The 16,127-nt window shown below is 53.7% G+C and carries 14 protein-coding genes and 2 tRNA genes; 11 read left to right on the top strand and 5 right to left on the bottom strand.

Annotated elements, in window-relative coordinates; translation table 11 throughout:
- The first annotated feature begins 533 nt into the window (after positions 1–533).
- The gene (locus V8247_RS04810; protein WP_338736705.1) at positions 534–1,868 is read left to right on the top strand and encodes a radical SAM protein; all 1,335 of its coding nucleotides are present in this window, start codon (positions 534–536) and stop codon (positions 1,866–1,868) included.
- A gap of 330 nt (positions 1,869–2,198) precedes the next feature.
- Here the strand turns inward: V8247_RS04810 and V8247_RS04805 are convergent.
- Positions 2,199–2,275: transfer RNA gene (locus tag V8247_RS04805), tRNA-Val, on the bottom strand.
- 399 nt (positions 2,276–2,674) lie between these two features.
- On the opposite strand from V8247_RS04805, the gene mazG reads away from it, so the two are divergent.
- Complete coding sequence (mazG, locus tag V8247_RS04800) at positions 2,675–3,448, top strand: nucleoside triphosphate pyrophosphohydrolase (RefSeq protein ID WP_338736704.1); 774 nt, start codon at positions 2,675–2,677, stop codon at positions 3,446–3,448.
- 43 nt (positions 3,449–3,491) lie between these two features.
- On the opposite strand, the gene V8247_RS04795 is transcribed toward mazG, so the two are convergent.
- A tRNA-Pro gene (locus V8247_RS04795) sits at positions 3,492–3,569 on the bottom strand.
- A 53-nt stretch (positions 3,570–3,622) separates the two neighbouring features.
- On the opposite strand from V8247_RS04795, the gene V8247_RS04790 reads away from it, so the two are divergent.
- The 4 genes from V8247_RS04790 to V8247_RS04775 all read left to right on the top strand — a co-directional run bounded on the left by V8247_RS04790 (position 3,623) and on the right by V8247_RS04775 (position 7,284).
- A complete protein-coding gene (locus tag V8247_RS04790; RefSeq protein ID WP_338736703.1) occupies positions 3,623–4,810 on the top strand; it encodes a cofactor-independent phosphoglycerate mutase in 1,188 nt (395 codons plus the stop codon).
- A 111-nt stretch (positions 4,811–4,921) separates the two neighbouring features.
- Positions 4,922–5,131, top strand: a complete 210-nt coding sequence (locus tag V8247_RS04785) for a hypothetical protein (RefSeq protein WP_338736702.1) — start codon at positions 4,922–4,924, stop codon at positions 5,129–5,131.
- Between the two features lie 27 nt (positions 5,132–5,158).
- Positions 5,159–6,019 carry a hypothetical protein gene (locus V8247_RS04780; RefSeq protein WP_338736701.1) on the top strand — a complete coding sequence of 287 codons (861 nt, stop codon included), beginning with the start codon at positions 5,159–5,161 and terminating at the stop codon, positions 6,017–6,019.
- 47 nt (positions 6,020–6,066) lie between these two features.
- Positions 6,067–7,284 (top strand): aspartate kinase, encoded by a 1,218-nt coding sequence (locus tag V8247_RS04775; RefSeq protein ID WP_338736700.1) that lies wholly within the window; start codon positions 6,067–6,069, stop codon positions 7,282–7,284.
- 139 nt (positions 7,285–7,423) lie between these two features.
- Here V8247_RS04775 and V8247_RS04770 read toward each other — a convergent pair whose 3' ends face one another.
- Positions 7,424–7,648 carry a NifU family protein gene (locus V8247_RS04770; protein ID WP_338736699.1) on the bottom strand — a complete coding sequence of 75 codons (225 nt, stop codon included), beginning with the start codon at positions 7,646–7,648 and terminating at the stop codon, positions 7,424–7,426.
- Positions 7,649–7,800: 152 nt separating this feature from the next.
- On the opposite strand from V8247_RS04770, the gene V8247_RS04765 reads away from it, so the two are divergent.
- Genes V8247_RS04765 through V8247_RS04755 form a run of 3 tightly spaced genes read left to right on the top strand, consistent with a single transcriptional unit; the run spans position 7,801 to position 9,147 of the window.
- Positions 7,801–8,343 carry a GNAT family N-acetyltransferase gene (locus V8247_RS04765; RefSeq protein WP_338736698.1) on the top strand — a complete coding sequence of 181 codons (543 nt, stop codon included), beginning with the start codon at positions 7,801–7,803 and terminating at the stop codon, positions 8,341–8,343.
- On the top strand, positions 8,340–8,930 hold the full coding sequence (locus V8247_RS04760) for a methyltransferase domain-containing protein (protein WP_338736697.1): 591 nt from the start codon (positions 8,340–8,342) through the stop codon (positions 8,928–8,930). Before V8247_RS04765 ends, V8247_RS04760 begins: the two co-directional genes overlap by 4 nt.
- A 19-nt stretch (positions 8,931–8,949) precedes the next feature.
- Entirely contained in the window at positions 8,950–9,147 is a 198-nt protein-coding gene (locus tag V8247_RS04755) for a ferredoxin family protein (RefSeq protein WP_338736696.1), read from the top strand.
- Positions 9,148–9,151: 4 nt separating this feature from the next.
- On the opposite strand, the gene V8247_RS04750 is transcribed toward V8247_RS04755, so the two are convergent.
- Entirely contained in the window at positions 9,152–11,515 is a 2,364-nt protein-coding gene (locus V8247_RS04750) for a DNA internalization-related competence protein ComEC/Rec2 (protein ID WP_338736695.1), read from the bottom strand.
- Positions 11,516–11,518: 3 nt separating this feature from the next.
- Positions 11,519–11,992, bottom strand: a complete 474-nt coding sequence (locus V8247_RS04745; protein WP_338736693.1) for a ComEA family DNA-binding protein — start codon at positions 11,990–11,992, stop codon at positions 11,519–11,521.
- A 107-nt stretch (positions 11,993–12,099) separates the two neighbouring features.
- Here V8247_RS04745 and V8247_RS04740 point away from each other — a divergent pair, with 107 nt between their 5' ends.
- Together V8247_RS04740 and fdnG are read left to right on the top strand one after the other, a co-directional pair.
- Positions 12,100–12,768, top strand: coding sequence for a hypothetical protein (locus V8247_RS04740; protein ID WP_338736692.1), 669 nt, complete (start codon positions 12,100–12,102; stop codon positions 12,766–12,768).
- 269 nt (positions 12,769–13,037) lie between these two features.
- Positions 13,038–16,124 carry a formate dehydrogenase-N subunit alpha gene (fdnG, locus tag V8247_RS04735; protein WP_338736691.1) on the top strand — a complete coding sequence of 1,029 codons (3,087 nt, stop codon included), beginning with the start codon at positions 13,038–13,040 and terminating at the stop codon, positions 16,122–16,124.
- The last annotated feature ends 3 nt before the right edge of the window (positions 16,125–16,127 follow it).

The following is a 16,127-nucleotide window of genomic DNA, read 5'->3' as shown; positions in this document are numbered from 1 at the left end:
GAATGCAATCCTTGAATATACACTACCACTGGTATCGTCACCGTTAAGTTTGAAAGAGGACAAGGATGGAATTCTGTCTATTGAACGTTATGGTGCGCTTTGGGGGACAGTTACCGAACTCTTATTTGAAAAGAAGGGGCTGATCCCTGTGCTCCTGCAATTCTTGGTATCATTGCACACTTGAAAATGCTGGTCCTCTTTATCCACAGTTGACTGAATAATACGAAAGACGCAGCTTCCCAGTATCATTGACGGTCTACGACTTTTAGCATATTCATCTAGCATCATTTGAATTGGGAGCGTATAATTGGTATCGAATCAAATATGGAGGCTTGATATGGAAAAGAAACCCGTCAAACCCATTAAACCAGTCGTAAAGCCAGCTGTAATCAAGGCTGGCCCAGTAAAGAAATCCGGGATTAACCCAAAAGGCTATGCTACTGGAGGTCCCTGATATAGGGTGGCGTGAGGATCCACAAGAATAATTTATTTGAGCACCTTTTTAGGTAACTCTCAGTTCTAGTCAAACATAAATGTCGCATATGAAAAGCTTGTCTGTTAGACAAAGCGCGGGGCGTTTTGTTGAGAAATGCTTCTTGCTTGAGCATCAGAATCTGCACTTAGCCTATTTTCCTAAAAGTCATCAGGTTTTGAGCCTGAATCAGGCTGCCATACCCATTATTACAGCTCTCAACGGAGTGGGTTTTACTCCCAGGACTTCCGCGGACCAAAAATTCATCAATTCACTATCAACCGCTGGCTTATTAACGTCAGAACCGGTACCGGACAGTCCGGATATTCAGCAATCAACAGATTATCGTCCTACGCGAGTGGGGTTGCTTCTTACTGATGTCTGTAATTTATATTGCGTGTACTGTTATTCCCATAACAACAAAACACCACAAACCATGAGCGAGACCGTTGCCTGCGCTGCAATAGATCTTATTATTAAAAACGCCTCTGAAGACCACTCTGTGGCCCACCTGCAGTTTCATGGCGGCGGCGAACCGACCTGTGCTTGGTCTATGGTACAAACGACGATAGAGTACTTTGAATCCAAAGTTAAACTGGAAGGCGTTGAGAAATACATCGGCATTACCACTAACGGGGTATTCTCCCAACAAAGATTGGCCTGGCTGGCAGAACATGTGGATGAATTCTGCATTTCTTGGGACGGTACAAAAGAAATCCATGACAGACTAAGACCAAAGCGTAACGGGCAGGGTAGTTACGATGATGTCCTGAGAACCTTTGACTATATCGATAAAATCGGTAAAAAGTACTGGATCTCGTCCACGGTTACCGAAGACAGTCTTCAATACTTCCCGGGCATAATAGATGTTCTGGCCAATCGCCCAGGGTTTGAGGCGATTTCTCTCGAGCCAATTTATCAACACGGCCGGGGCCAAGAGCTTGATGTCCCGGATGCCGACCGTTTCTTAGAAGCCTTCAGAGCAGTCAAGAAGTTGGGTCGGGACAACGATCTTAGAATCGAGTTCAGTAGTGCACGGGGAGGGTCCATTCGAAAAAGTTATTGTTACGCCACCGACCCGGCCTTTAACGTGACTCCGACCGGGATGGTTACTGCCTGTTATATGAGAACCGACCCGCAGGATCCTCAGGCCGGAATATTTTTCCACGGCAACTATGATAACGACACGGGGCACTTCATTTTCAACGCTGAAACTCGCGCTCTACTTAGATCGAGGAACATCGATAGCCTCAGTGAATGCCGGGATTGCTTCTGCCGGTACCATTGCGCCGGTGGGTGTCTCAATCAATCCGGGGCAATTGATCAGGTTAGTCCGTATCGCTGTTACATCACCAAAAATTTGACCTTGGACCACCTGGTTGAATCACTTCAATAAAACCAACATGCCGGAGCAACACTTCCCGAAAAATATTTAGCATGTCCCTCCAAATAGGTTAAATGACCGTACAAGCACAGATATCAGATATTGTTCCTGAAAAAGTTCGACTCTCCCCGTCTCTCCGTCAAAGATGGCTAATAGATTGGATATTAATCAAATATTTACCAGCACCGTTTGAAAACAGTATTGAATCTCCCTCAGTCTTAGCTGTATATACCCATGAATGAACAGGTGAACATTTTTAACAGACAGAACGAAGTAATCTGGGTAATTCCGTAAGAATGAATCAAGCTTATGCTAGTTTTTTGCTATATTTTTGCAAGTGGTTGGTGGGCAGTACAGGACTCGAACCTGTGACACCCTGCGTGTAAAGCAGGTGCTCTAACCAACTGAGCTAACCGCCCTTGAGGAGCCTATATTCTATCCCAAAATGCCGCCGACTGTAAAAGAAAAATATTTCTCTCAAATGAGACATTTGCCCCTTGCCAAACACTGGATAATATGCTATTATATGTTCTGTGTTTTTATCAGTATATATTAGTATGAATTGTTTTTAATGCGGTTTTTTGTCCCGAAACTGATTTTCAATCGTAAATAGTAGAGTCGTTTCCTTCGCTTTCCATCAAGGATTCGAACCTTGATGATGACGGGCTAACCACATCAAGACCCCCCCACTGTCGGCTGAAGAAGAGTGTCGGTTGACGACCGTAAACAGGCTTCAAGGCTGCTGCTTTAAGCTGTCGGGCTGACAGGTCTCATCCACCGGCGTATAATGGACATGCACTTCGCTCACAGGAGGTACCTTGAACCAGGCCGGAGATTTCCAGACGCTCGTTGACATCATTGACCGGCTGCGGTCGCCCGAAGGTTGTCCCTGGGACCGGGAACAGACGCACTTATCCATCCGCGACTCGTTGTTGGAAGAATGTTATGAGGTTCTGGAAGCCCTGGACGCCGGCGACACCACCGAACTGAAAACCGAACTGGGCGACCTCTTGATGCAGGTGGTCTTTCATGCCCGTATCGCTGCCGAAGCCGGCACCTTCACCATCAATGACGTTATTGCCGGCATCACCGCCAAGCTAATCCGCCGCCACCCTCATATCTTCGGCGACCGGAATGCCACCGATTCTTCAGAAGTCTTGCGCCACTGGGAAGACATCAAAAAAGCGGAGCGCCCGCAAGGCGCTTCCATGCTGGACGGTGCTCCGAAAGCCATGCCCGCCCTGGCCTACTCTCAGGAAATCCAGGGCAGGGTGGCCAGAGTCGGCTTTGACTGGGCAACTGACGACGGAGTGCTGGATAAGCTGAACGAAGAAGTCGCCGAACTGAAACAGGCGGCTACGGCGGCCGAAAAGGAAGAGGAATTCGGAGACATTCTTTTCACCATGGTCAATTACGCCCGCCGCCAGGGCATTGACGCCGAAAGCGCTCTGCGGGGTGCCTCACGGAAGTTTTACCAGCGCTTTCGCGCCATGGAGAATTACTGCTGTGAGCAGGGTCTGGCTTTCAAAGAACTGACTTTTGAGCAGCAGAACGAGCTGTGGGAGCGGATCAAAACGGAAAATTCCCTCTGATTATGGTAGTATGTACGGTGTAACAGGTGGATTGAATGAAGAATGGTCGGGGCGAGAAGATTCGAACTTCCGGCCTCAGCGTCCCGAACGCTGCGCGCTAACCAGGCTGCGCTACGCCCCGCCAGATGGATATTATATGCTTTATGTTTTGACTAAAGCAAATAGGATAGCTTTATGAAATACATCGTAATCATCGTTGACGGCGCCTCCGGATGGCCGGTGGAATCACTCGGCGGCAAGACGGCTCTGGACGCGGCCGCCACCCCTAACCTTGACCAGATGGCCCGCCGCGCTACGGTGGGTATGACCAGCACCGTCCCGGAAGGCATGGAGCCTTCCAGCGCCTGCGCCTGTATGTCCGTATTGGGCTATAATCCCCGGGTTTTCTATAAAGGCCGCGCCGCCATTGAAGCCAAAAGCCTGGGGATCAGTGTTGAAGATGATGAAGTGGTCTTCCGCGCTAACCTAGTAACCCTCAACGACGGCAAGATGAGCAGTTACGCGGCCGGACACATCAGCTCAGCCGAGTCCGCCGCCATCATTGAAACTTTGAACGAAAAACTGGGCGCAGCTGACCGTTCTTTCTTCCCCGGTGTCGGCTACCGGCATATTTTAAAACTCAAAGGCCACGCTGACACCCTTAACGCGGCCTGTACCCCGCCCCACGACATTGCCGACCAGCCGGTGGCAGAATACCTGCCGCAGGGTGACAGCAACAGTCTGCTGCGATCCATCATGGCGGACTCGGAACCGATACTCAAAGACCATCCGGTCAACGCCGCCCGGATCGCCCGCGGCGAAAAACCAGCTACCGGTATCTGGCTCTTCTGGGGCTGTGGCCCGCTGCCCGATATGCCTTCCTTTAAGGATCGCTACGGTATCAATTCCGCCTTAACCTCGGGAGTTGACCTGCTCCGCGGCCTCGCCCAGATGCAGGGCATGGATATTCTGGACATTCCGGGGGTGACCGACAATATTGATAATAATTACCGGGGCCAGATGGCCGGGGCCCTCAAAGCTCTGGATGATTATGACCTGGTGGTCGTGCATGTGGAAGCCCCGGATGAAGCCGCTCACTCCGGCGACACCGCCGGCAAGGTCAAAGCCCTGGAGGATATTGACCGGGAAATGATCAGTCAGATTCGGGATTACAAAAAAGATAAACTGCGGGTGCTGGTCATGCCGGATCACCCGACGCCGCTGGCAATCCGCACCCACGCCGCCGAACCGGTGCCGTTCATGATCTGGGGCTCCGGCGTCCGCATCACCGGCGCTCGGCGCTTTACCGAGGCGGAAGCCCAGAAAACCGAGATGACGGTCACCGAAGGCCACTACCTGATGAGCATGGTGGTCAGAGGCTAAATAATCCCAAGGAGGCTGATCCCGGGACCAGAGTAATTCTGAAATTTACAGCCTTTTGTTCGTGCGATTCAGTATTTGCTTGTAAAATGAGTCCCAAGAGGTGTATTTGCCATGTGTCCCAGAGAAGATGAAACCTACCGCGCCGCCCGTTACGGCGGTCACCCGCCGGCCTGTACCTGCGTCGCCTGTTGCGAAGCCCGGCGCGAAGGCCGGCCGCGTTATCGCGGCGACAATCCTTCCGGTGGCGGCCTGCCGGTCTGGTTCTGGATTATCATTGGTATTGTGGCTGTCGCCGTCCTCGCCGGCATCTTTCTGTCCTAACCTTACCGCCGGATTGGTAATGCAATAATGTTCCTTAAGCATATTAAACACAGTTGGCTGACCGCCTCATTGGTTGTTCTGGTGCTGGCCTTATCGGCCTGTTCCCTGTCGCTTCCAGCCATCGGCGACCCGATAACACCGCCGGTCACCCTCGGTGCGCCGGATCAAGCCGCCGGCCTCAATTCCATCAGCGGGGCTCTGGCGCATGACGGCGTCCAGCCTCCCTATGTGCTTTATCCCGATGGTCCGGTGGTAAAGCTGGTTAATAATCCAGCGGCCTCGGATCCGACCTGGGCTGAGCTGTTAGCCTTTATCCGGTCGGATAGCACCGACCGGAACGCCTATCTGCAAGACCTGTATATGTGCGGCGGTTTCGCACAGGATCTGCACAACGCCGCCGAAGCTGCCGGCATCCGCGCCGGCTGGGTGGCGATTGATTTTACTGACCGCGCCATCGGCCACGCCGCCACCGTCTTCCAAACCACTGACCGTGGGCTGGTCGTCATTGATGCCACGTCATCCTATGACACCGGCGGCCGGGGGCTGGGGCAGGTGCTGTCGGACAGTTACGACAAGGTAGCCTATGTCCAAATTGGAAGTGAATACGGGGTTATCTCGCTTGAGGTCGCCGCCTCGCCATTCTATAATGATTACCTGACGTATCTGGAACGGCTGGAAAGTTTTGAGACGCTCCGGGCAGACTATGAAACGCAGGTCACGGAATATAATCAGGCCGTCAGCTCCGGAAGTTACAACTACAGCTATTTGAAAAGCTGGTACAACCGTCTGGAAGACCTGCGGCTGGAAATGGACGCGCTGGCGGACACCCTGGGTGGTTATTACTGGGAAACTATGGGGATTGTCCGCGCGGCGACTATCTATTGGTAAGGCCTTGAAAACAAGCAGCAACATTAATCTGTCTCGGGTGAGGTAATATGACCATAATCGTACAGAAATACGGCGGCACCTCAGTCGGCAGCGCGGAACGTATCCGTGCCGTGGCTGCCCGCATCATCGCCACCAAGGAAAGAGGCAATCAGGTGGTCGCGGTGGTTTCGGCCATGGGTGACTCTACCGATGACCTGATTGAGCTGGCCCGCTCCCTCACCGACAAACCCGACCCCCGGGAATTGGACGTCCTGATGTCCACCGGCGAGGTCGTCTCCTCCACCCTGCTGGCCATGACTTTAAAACATCTGGGCCATGACGCCATCAGCCTGACCGGCGCTCAGGCGGGTATCCGGACCGACGGCTCTTACTCTCAGGCGCGCATTACCGATATTGACCCCGGCCGAATTCACCGGGAACTCCACGAAGGCCGCATTATCATCGTCGCCGGTTTCCAGGGTATTACCGACGGCATGGAGGTTACCACCCTGGGCCGCGGCGGCTCTGACACCTCGGCGGTGGCCCTGGCAGCCAAACTGGGAGCCGAGGTCTGTGAGCGTTTTACCGATGTAGACGGTGTTTATACCGCCGACCCGCGGGTCGTGCCTCAGGCGCGACGGCTCAAAGAAATCTGTTATGAAGAAATGCTGGAACTGGCCAGCTACGGGGCCAAGATCATGCACCCCCGCGCCGTGGAACTGGGGCAAATATACAAAATCCCCATCCTGGTGGCTTCCAGTTTCAATGATAATCCCGGCACACTGATTCACGGAGGAAAGATGGAATTCAGAAATAAAATCAGCGGAATCGCCCATGACCTGGACGTCGCCAAGATAACCTTACTCAGGGTGCCTGACAAGCCGGGCATCGCCGCTTCAGTCTTTGAACCGATGGCGCGGGCCGGCATCAGCGTTGATACCATCGTGCAGAACGCCTCCGTCCAGCGTATCACCGACCTGACCTTCACCGTCGCCGAGTCCTGCCTGCCACGTGCTATGGAGGTCATTAAACCCATCGCTGAGGAACTGGGGGCTACGGACATCGTCGCCGATCCCAACATCGGCAAGGTCAGCATTGTGGGCACCGGCATCCAGAGTTCGCCCGGCTATGCCGCCAAGATGTTCCGCACCCTGACCGATGCCGGCATCAATATCGGCCTGATTGCCACTTCCGAGATTCGCATCACCGTCCTGATTGATAAAGGCCGGGTGACCGAAGCGGTGCAGGCCCTCCACGAGGCTTTCAAGCTGGAAACCGAAGACTAGCATCAGCGTTCAGGCGCTGGTGGAACTTTGACCTTACCCGCCGGAGGCAAGTATGCCTGTCCCGCCCGACCGGTCATTTTTAAACACAAAAAGCCCGCTGTAACCAGCGGGCTTCAGTGTGGAAAGACGAGTAGACGGCTTAGGCCGCAGAAACGACTTCCTTAACCTCAGGGATTTCCTTCTTCAACAGGCGCTCAATGCCGTTCTTGAGGGTCATCTGAGACATGGGGCAACCGGCGCAACTGCCGGTCAGCTTAACCGTGACGACACCATCTTCACTGACACTGACGAACTCAACGTCACCGCCGTCAGCCTGCAAATTGGGACGGACTTTTTCCAAAACTTCCTTAACCTTTTCCTGCATGTGGAACTCCTTTAAATTCAACGTGCCTCAAACGCACTATACTTCAAAGTACCATACAAGTTTATAGGTGTCAATTACACCGAAGGCGACAGACGACGAACGGGTAAATTGGCCGAAATCCGCCCCGATGCTATAATAACTTTTGTAAATAAATGATTCGTCCAACACTTGAAACTGAAAGACTCCGGCTCCGGCCCTTCACCACCGCGGATGCCGATGAAGTAACCCGCCTGGCTGATAACGAGGAACTGTCCCGTTATATTCCGGCCATCCCTTACCCCTACCCTAAATATGCCGCCGCAGAATGGATATCCACCCATCAGGAAAAGTTTGATTTCGGCCAGGAGATTGTCTTCGCCATCACCGATAAAACCACCCGGAACATCATCGGCGCCATCGGGCTGGTGCTGACCCCGGAACATAAACGCGCTGAAATGGGTTACTGGATCGGCCGCGAATATTGGGGACAGCGCTATGCCACCGAAGCCGGACAGGCGGTCATCAGGTATGCCTTCAAAACACTGGGACTGGAATCAGTTATCGCCCATCACCTCGCCCCCAATATCGCTTCCGGCCGGGTGATGCAGAAACTCGGCATGAAGTATGAAGGCTGCCGCCGCCGGTTTTTTCTGCACCGCGGCGAGTTCTTTGACGCCGCATTGTATAGCATAATAAAAGAAGAGTTTCAGGGATGATGGCCAGGTTCTATTCCCTGTTTATTGACCGAGCGCTGAAAGATTTGCGGAAAGGGATACCGGAGTTCGCCGGGATGCAGCCCGGGGAGAAGGTTTTAGATGTCTGTTGCGGTACCGGAGACCAGGCCATGCATATTGCCGGATTGGGTCTGGAGGTTTACGGCATTGACCTGGATGAAAGGATGATTGCCGTGGCTGAAGCTAACAAGCGGCGCACCAGGCGGGAAAACATCAGTTTCCAGACAGCCGACGCAGCGGCCTTGCTATTCAAGAGCCGGTCCTTTGATTACGCTACCATATCACTGGCTCTCCACGAAAAGCCGCCGGAAATCCAGCTTCAGGTTATTGAAGAAATGCGGCGGGTGGTCAAAAAAGGCGGCGTCCTGGTGCTGGCGGACTTCGGTGTTCCGGCCAAATGGTTTATCCGCCTGTTGGAGGGGCTGGTCGGCGGCGACCATTACGCTTGCTTCAAGGCCTATCAGGCGGCGGGAGGACTGGAGGCACTGACTACTAAAATCGGCCTGAAAGTTGAAAAACGCGCTGCTGTAATGGGCGGTGCCGTGGAACTGCGTTATATCAGAAATTAATCATAGGAGAATCCCCAAATTGGCAGACAAAGTTACCATTGAACAAGACCTGTGTACCGGCTGCGGCATCTGTGTGGCCATGTGCCCCAGACAGATACTGGAGATTGACCCGGAAACCGATACGTGCCGGGTCACCGACCCGGATAAATGCGACCAATTAGGCGGTTGTGAGTTCCAGTGCCCTACCGGGGCTATTACGGTTGACCCGACGGCCTGATGTATTAGTTCTGTTCCAGCCAGATAGTGCGGCCGTCGGTTACCATGGCGATGGTGCCGGACAAATCGGTCCGGTACACGCCGTCTGGGACCACCCACGATTCCAGAGACGTTATCACATCTGCTGCTGGATGGCCGTAGCTGTTCTTACCCACCTGAATCACCGCCAGTTCCGGTCGGCTGACGGTCAGAAAAGCATTGCTGGTGGAACCGGCAGAGCCGTGATGAGCCACCTTCAGTACCGTGATATCAGGCAGCAACCGGCGATAGATTAGTTCCCGTTCAATCTCAGCCGGCAGGTCGGCGGTAAACAGGAAGGATACCTCGTCATAAGTCAGACTCAGCACCAACGAGGCTTCATTAGTATCACCAGTGGTGCCGTTAAAGGGGTTAAGCACTTCAAATTCCAGATTGCCCGCCAGCCGAATGCGCTGACCCGCACCGACCTGGTCATAAGGGATGTCCAGTTCAGTAATCAGTCCAGCCCATTCTTCATAAAGCTGGGTGTCGCCGGCAGCACCGGAATGCACCACCTGATTGACCTTATAGCGTTTCAGGGCTTCCAGCAGCCCGGTCAGATGGTCAGCATCGGCGTGGGTGGTCACCACCAGTTCAATGGTCCGGTTCCAGAAAGGCATCTGACGGCCCAGTTCCTGGACCAGACGTTGGGGTGAAGGTCCGCCGTCAATCAGGATATCCTGACCGGCCGGAGTCCGAATATACACCGCATCTCCCTGCCCGACATCCAGAAAGACCACCCGTAAACGCTCATCGGCGGGAGTAAATAGCCCCGCCGAGACCAGCACCGCCGCCAGTATCACTGAAGGTACAGCCATTTTCCAGTTAAAGCCATTCGCTTTTTTAGGCCGTTCAGCCTCGCCCTGCTGCCGATACCAGCGGTTGAACTGCCAGGCTGCCAGCGCCATGACAGCGTAAAACCCCCAGATGAACAGCGCATCAAAGTCACCAAAACCGGGCACTGACGGCTGAGAAAATACCCGGGCGACATTCAGCAAATAGGTCAGACCGAGCCACGTTATCCCGGCCAGCGGTACGGCCAGCAAATTACTGGCCAGAGCAACCGCCCCGGTGGCCAGCCCGCCGAAGATAACCAGCGGCACCACTGGCATTGCGGCCAGCGTGGCGATACCGCCGGTCATGGATACACCGCCGAAGTAGTAGGCAATTAATGGGGCGACGCCAGCAATAGCCGCGGTGGTGACTGCCAGTCCGGCAGCAGGATAATATACCATCCCGTAGAACCGGCTGCCGGTTCCGGGAAAACGGGCGGCCAGTTGCCGAACCAGGTGTTCCAGTGGCGGCAACAGGAAAATTAACCCGGCCATGGCGCCAAAGGTCATTTGAAATGAAGCCGACCAGAGCAACTGCGGATTAGCCGCCGTCATAACCGCCGCGGTCAGGCACAAGGCCGGTAGCGCCGACTTCTGCCGGCCGAACAGTTCGGCCAGTAGAAAAACAGAAGCCATCACCGCGCCCCGGACCACCGGCGGCGCCAAACCGGACAGGATGACAAAACCCCAGATGCCGGCCATCGCCAGCCAGACATACCAATAGCCGCGGCGCCCCAGCAGCCCCCGGGTAACCAGCAATATCGCCCCGGCGATGATACCCAGATGCAACCCGGATATGGCCAGTAGATGAGCAGTACCGGAGTCGGCAAAGTTCTGCCGGACGTCGTCGGGAATGCCCGACCGGATACCCAGCGTCAAACCCTGAGCCAGAGACGCCTGCGGCTCCGGGAGGACACTTTCCATTCCATCGGCCAGCGCCTGCCGCAGATTATAGATACCAGCCAGTAAAGAATTGCCGTGGCCCGGGTCAACGGCGGTGACCTCCGGATAAAGCACCGTAGCATACACTTCATCACGAACCAGATAGGCGCTCCAGTCAAAGGTCTCAAAAATCGGCGGCTCCGACAGGCGGCCAAACACGGTGATCCGGTCACCATAAACGAACTCCGGGAAAGGAGGCACATAGACCAGCATCGCGCCGGTAACCCACTGCCGGTTACTATCGGTTTGAATTACGAGGTCAGTCAGACGCAGCGCCTGGGATTTTTCTTTGGCCTCCGGCATCCGGCTGACAGTGCCTTCAATATTATAGGCACCTCCGGTGTACCAGGAGATATGACCTGCATCATCTGGCTCCAGCCCTGATTGGTTGGAATAAGCGCCACCAGTGAGCAGAAGCACCGCCAGTCCGATAATAAATCCGGCACGCCGCCATTTTCGCAGGAGGATCAAAATGCCGGGCAGCACCGCTGCCAGCAACCACCAGAATGAGGGAGTGACCATGGACCCCAACCAAACCCCCGTCACCCAGGCCAGCGACAGGGTAATCAGCGCCACAGCTTAACCCGCCACCGTAATCAAGTCTTTGAGGGAGTCAAAAAGCCCCTGGCCGAAACCGGGCACCTTCATGAGCTCCATGATATTGATAAACGCCCCGTTGGCCGCCCGATATTCAATAATGGCATTTGCCTTGGCCTCCCCGACTCCGGGCAAGGCAGTAAGCAGCCAATTCGGCGCGGTATTTAGATTTACCTTTTGCGATACATTAGCGTCAGTCCCAACCACCAGCTTGAAAATTGAACCACCGGTACTACCTCCGGCGGCCTCCAGCAGCGCTTCCAGTGTATCGCCGGCTGTCAGCGGATAAATGCCGGGCAGTTGTACGTCACCTTCAATAATGATATTTTCAAAAATGGCCGGATTTGTCTGCGGGGTATAAATCTCAACGTAGGAAGGGCCCGCTGCGCAGGCAGAAAGTAACCACAATAAAAGAATGACCGTGAGTATCAGCGTTTTACGGAGCAGTTGCCTCATATCGTCCCCCATCAGAAAATCAGCTAAGGCTAGCCTAAAGTGGATATCTCGTCAAGGCTTCCCTGCTCGTTGACGCACCGTGCAAAGCCCGATAAAATGACACCCTGATGAACACCGCGAAAGATACCTACCTGCTGTTATGGGGCGGAGCTGTTTCGGCGCCGGCGCCCAAAAAGGTGCTGTACTGGGGCGTTAATCATGAAGGCACTCTTTGCGGCGTGATCTTCCCATCCGCCGTCTGGGAGAAAGTAACGGCCGTTCTCAACACTCCGGCCAACGCCCCTTACCTGAGTGTTGCCATAACTGCAATTTCATCAACAAATCCCGAGTTCAGACTGATTAACATCAATTCAAACGCACTGATTGATTTCTGCCACTTGAAAAACAAGGTTTATCAATCCCGACAGACCCCGCGTCAGCTTAAACTGGAACCGGATAAACTTATGGCCCATATCGGCCTGGCGGATGTTCCGCCGCTGGCAGTGTTAAAACGCCGTGAAGAAAAGCATAAGGGGGATTTTTTCACCCTGCTGCCGGACAAGACACGAGTGGAATTATTTTATCTGGTTGATGAAGGGCAATCGCTGCCGGAAAAATTGGACGTAACCATAATGTGGGGCATCAAAGGCTTTTCTCTGCCGCAGCAGCCTCGGGACAGCAGTTATAAACCGGCGGAATATGAAAAATTAATCTTGGAACGCTCCACAATTAAACCACAGCCTTTATGGTTACGCCGGCTGCTAGGCATCGGTCGGAGACGACGCAAAACCCGCTAACTTGCCTATTTTTATCACGAATTTTGAATCCAAAGCCCTACAGGTTATAATATTATTACTATTTTTTGTCGGAAATCCTTAGACATTGTTGGAAAAACAATTGGCGGTGCTAAAACCGGATATTTACAGTTATGCTTTTGGGTGCTATTATTACGGGCAGCGGGATTAGTACCTTACTAGTACTAGGGGTGGATGCCGCGGTAAATTCAGTATACGCCGTAATGATTCGGCGCAGGTATATGATTTAAAAATAAAATAGGAGGGTATCCATGAAGTCTCAAGTCACCAGACGGGACTTCCTGAAGGCCAGCGGCGGAGTTGCCGGACTCTTTGCTACCGCAGGCCTTTTCAGGGGTCCCATGGCCGTATCGGCCGCCCCGGTGAACGATCGTCCCAGTTGGACGAAAGAAACCTACACTATCTGTCCTTACGACGCCTCAGGATGCGGCTTTCTGTGCTACACAGATGAGCAGGGCCGTCTGACCAATCTTGAAGGCGATCCCAATCATCCGGTCAATCAGGGCGGCGCCTGCTCCAAGGGTGCGGCTATCGCCCAGATTCACAACAATCCACGGCGATTAAAGAAAGTCCAATATCGTGCCCCCGGCGCCTCCGAGTGGGAGGAAAAGGAATGGGATTGGGCTATCACTGAAATGGCCAAACGCATCAAGAAAACCCGTGATGAAAACTGGATTGAAAAAAACACCAAGGGTAATCTGGTAAATCGGACTGAAGCAATCGCCATGGTTGGTGCATCATGCTTTGACAACGAAGAATGCCAACTCCTTGTCAAAATGCTTCGCAGTCTGGGTATTGTGTACATGGAGACACAGGCGCGCCTCTGACATTCCTCCACTGTCGCCAGTTTGGCGGAATCGTTCGGACGCGGTGCTATGACCAACCACTGGACTGATGTTCAGAATGCCAATCTTGTTCTGATAATCGGTGCCAACCCCGCTGAGAATCACCCGGCTTCTTACACTCACATATTGCGGGCACAAACCAGCGGCGCCAAAATTGTTTCAATTGACCCCCGTTTCACCCGATCTTCGGCGAAGGCTGATATCTATGCCCCCATGCGCTCTGGAACCGATATTGCGGTCATCGGCGCACTTATTAATTATGTCATTAAAGATATTGAAGCCAGACCTGAACACTACAACATGACCTACATCCAGGAATACACCAACGCCCCGTTCTTGGTTAATCCGGATTTCAAGGGCCCGGTTGACATGGATGGACAGTTCAGTGGTTACAACGAAGCCACTCGCAACTACAATAAATCCACCTGGGCTTTCCAGTTGGATGGAAACGGCGTTCCGATCCGGGACAAAACGCTTCAGGATCCCAACTGTGTCTTCCAACTCATGAAACGGCATTTCTCCCGTTACACCTTCGCCAAAGCTAACGAAATTGCCGGTATCCCCGAAGCCAAGCTCCAGGAAATTGCCGATCTGGTCACCGAAACCGGTAGGCCGGATAAAGCGATGACCGTCATGTACGCCATGGGCGCCACCCAGCACACCTACGGCGCTCAGATCATCCGCGCTTATTCCATTCTGCAGCTCTTGCTGGGTAACGTCGGTGTTGCCGGCGGCGGTATCAACGCCCTGCGCGGTGAATCTAATGTACAGGGTGCCACCGATTACTGCCTGTTGTTCCATATCCTCCCGGGTTACCTGCCGATGTTCCTGGATACGGATGTCACCCTGGCCGCCTACAACACCCGTACTACGCCGGTTTCAAACGACCCCAAGAGTTTGAACTGGTGGAAGAACCGGCCGAAATATACCGTCAGCATGTTAAAAACATGGTACGGCGATAACGGCACCCCGGAAAATGAATTCGGTTATCAATGGTTGCCTAAAGCCGATGCCGGTAAAAACTACTCCTGGATCCCGCTGTTTAAAAATATGTATGAGGGCGGCATTAAAGGCCTGATGATCTGGGGTATGAACCCGATCGTCAGCGGCCCGAATAACACCCAGACCATCAAGGCCATGGAAAAACTGGACTGGGTAATCTGTTCTGACCTGTGGGAGATTGAGAGCGCCAACTTCTGGAAACGACCGGGCGTTGATCCCTCCAGCATCAATACCGAAGTATTCCTGTTGCCGGCCGCCTGCTCTTACGAGAAGGAAGGTTCGGTCACTAATTCCTCCCGCTGGATGCAATGGCGTTACAAGGCAGTTGAACCGCCTGGAGACGCCATGCCGGATCTGGACATGATCAACAAGCTTATGGTGGAACTGCGTGAGCTTTATAATGCCGATGCGAGCGCCCCTAACCGCGAAGCCATCACCAAAATGGCCTGGGATTACGGTACTCACGTTGATCCGCACCAGGTCGCCAAGGAAAACAACGGTTATGACCTGACCACTGGCAAGCTGGTTACCAATTTTGTCTCGCTGAAAGCGGACGGCACCACCACCAGCGGCAACTGGCTCTATTGCGGCAGCTACAACGAGACCGGAAACCTGGCCGCCCGCCGAGACCTGGATGACAGCCCATTCAACATCGGACTTAACTCCAAATACGCCTGGGCCTGGCCAATTAACCGCCGCATCATCTATAACCGCTGCTCGGTTGACCTTGACGGTCAGCCCTGGAACCCGACCAAACCGGTGATCAAGTGGAATACTGAAACCGGGGCCTGGCAAGGTGATGTACCCGACAATGCGGCACCTCCAATGGGCTTGGGCGGCAACCTGCCTTTCATCATGAAGACAGACGGAGTAGCCAGTGTCTTCGGCCCCGGTTTGATTGATGGACCTTTCCCGGAACACTATGAACCGTGGGAAAGCCCGGTTGATAACGCCATGAGCGGACAGCAGGATAACCCCACCTTTACCATCTGGGAAGGCGGTTTGGATGTTAAAGGGTCACGCGCTGAATATCCCATTGTCTGCACGACTTTCCGTCTGGTAGAACACTGGCAGTCAGGCGGCATGACCCGCAATCTGCCGTGGCTGGTAGAAATGGTACCCAAACCCTTTGTTGAAATCAGCGAAGAGCTGGCGGACGAAAAGGGTATTGGACAGGGTGATATGGTAAAAATCAGCTCTGCCCGCGGTAGCATTGAACTGGCAGCTATGGTCACCAAGCGCTTCAAGCCCTTCAATCTGGCCGGCAAAATCATCCACCAGGTCGGTATGCCCTGGCACTGGGGCTGGGCTGGGCTCAGCGTCGGTGAAAGTGCCAATACCCTCGCACCCAATGCCGGCGATGCCAACACTACCATTCCGGAATCCAAGGCTTTCCTGGTCAAAATTGAGCGCGTCGGCAGCGGTGATTTGCCGAAATACACCGGCAGGGCCAAACCCATTGAGCCTCCGGTTATCAAGAGGGGGAGCTAAGCC

Origin of the sequence: Dehalogenimonas sp. W (assembly GCF_037094495.1) — a bacterium.
Lineage (GTDB): Bacteria > Chloroflexota > Dehalococcoidia > Dehalococcoidales > Dehalococcoidaceae > Dehalogenimonas > Dehalogenimonas loeffleri.
The sequence above is the reverse complement of the archived record's forward strand: the minus strand, read 5'-3'. Positions and strand labels throughout refer to the sequence as shown.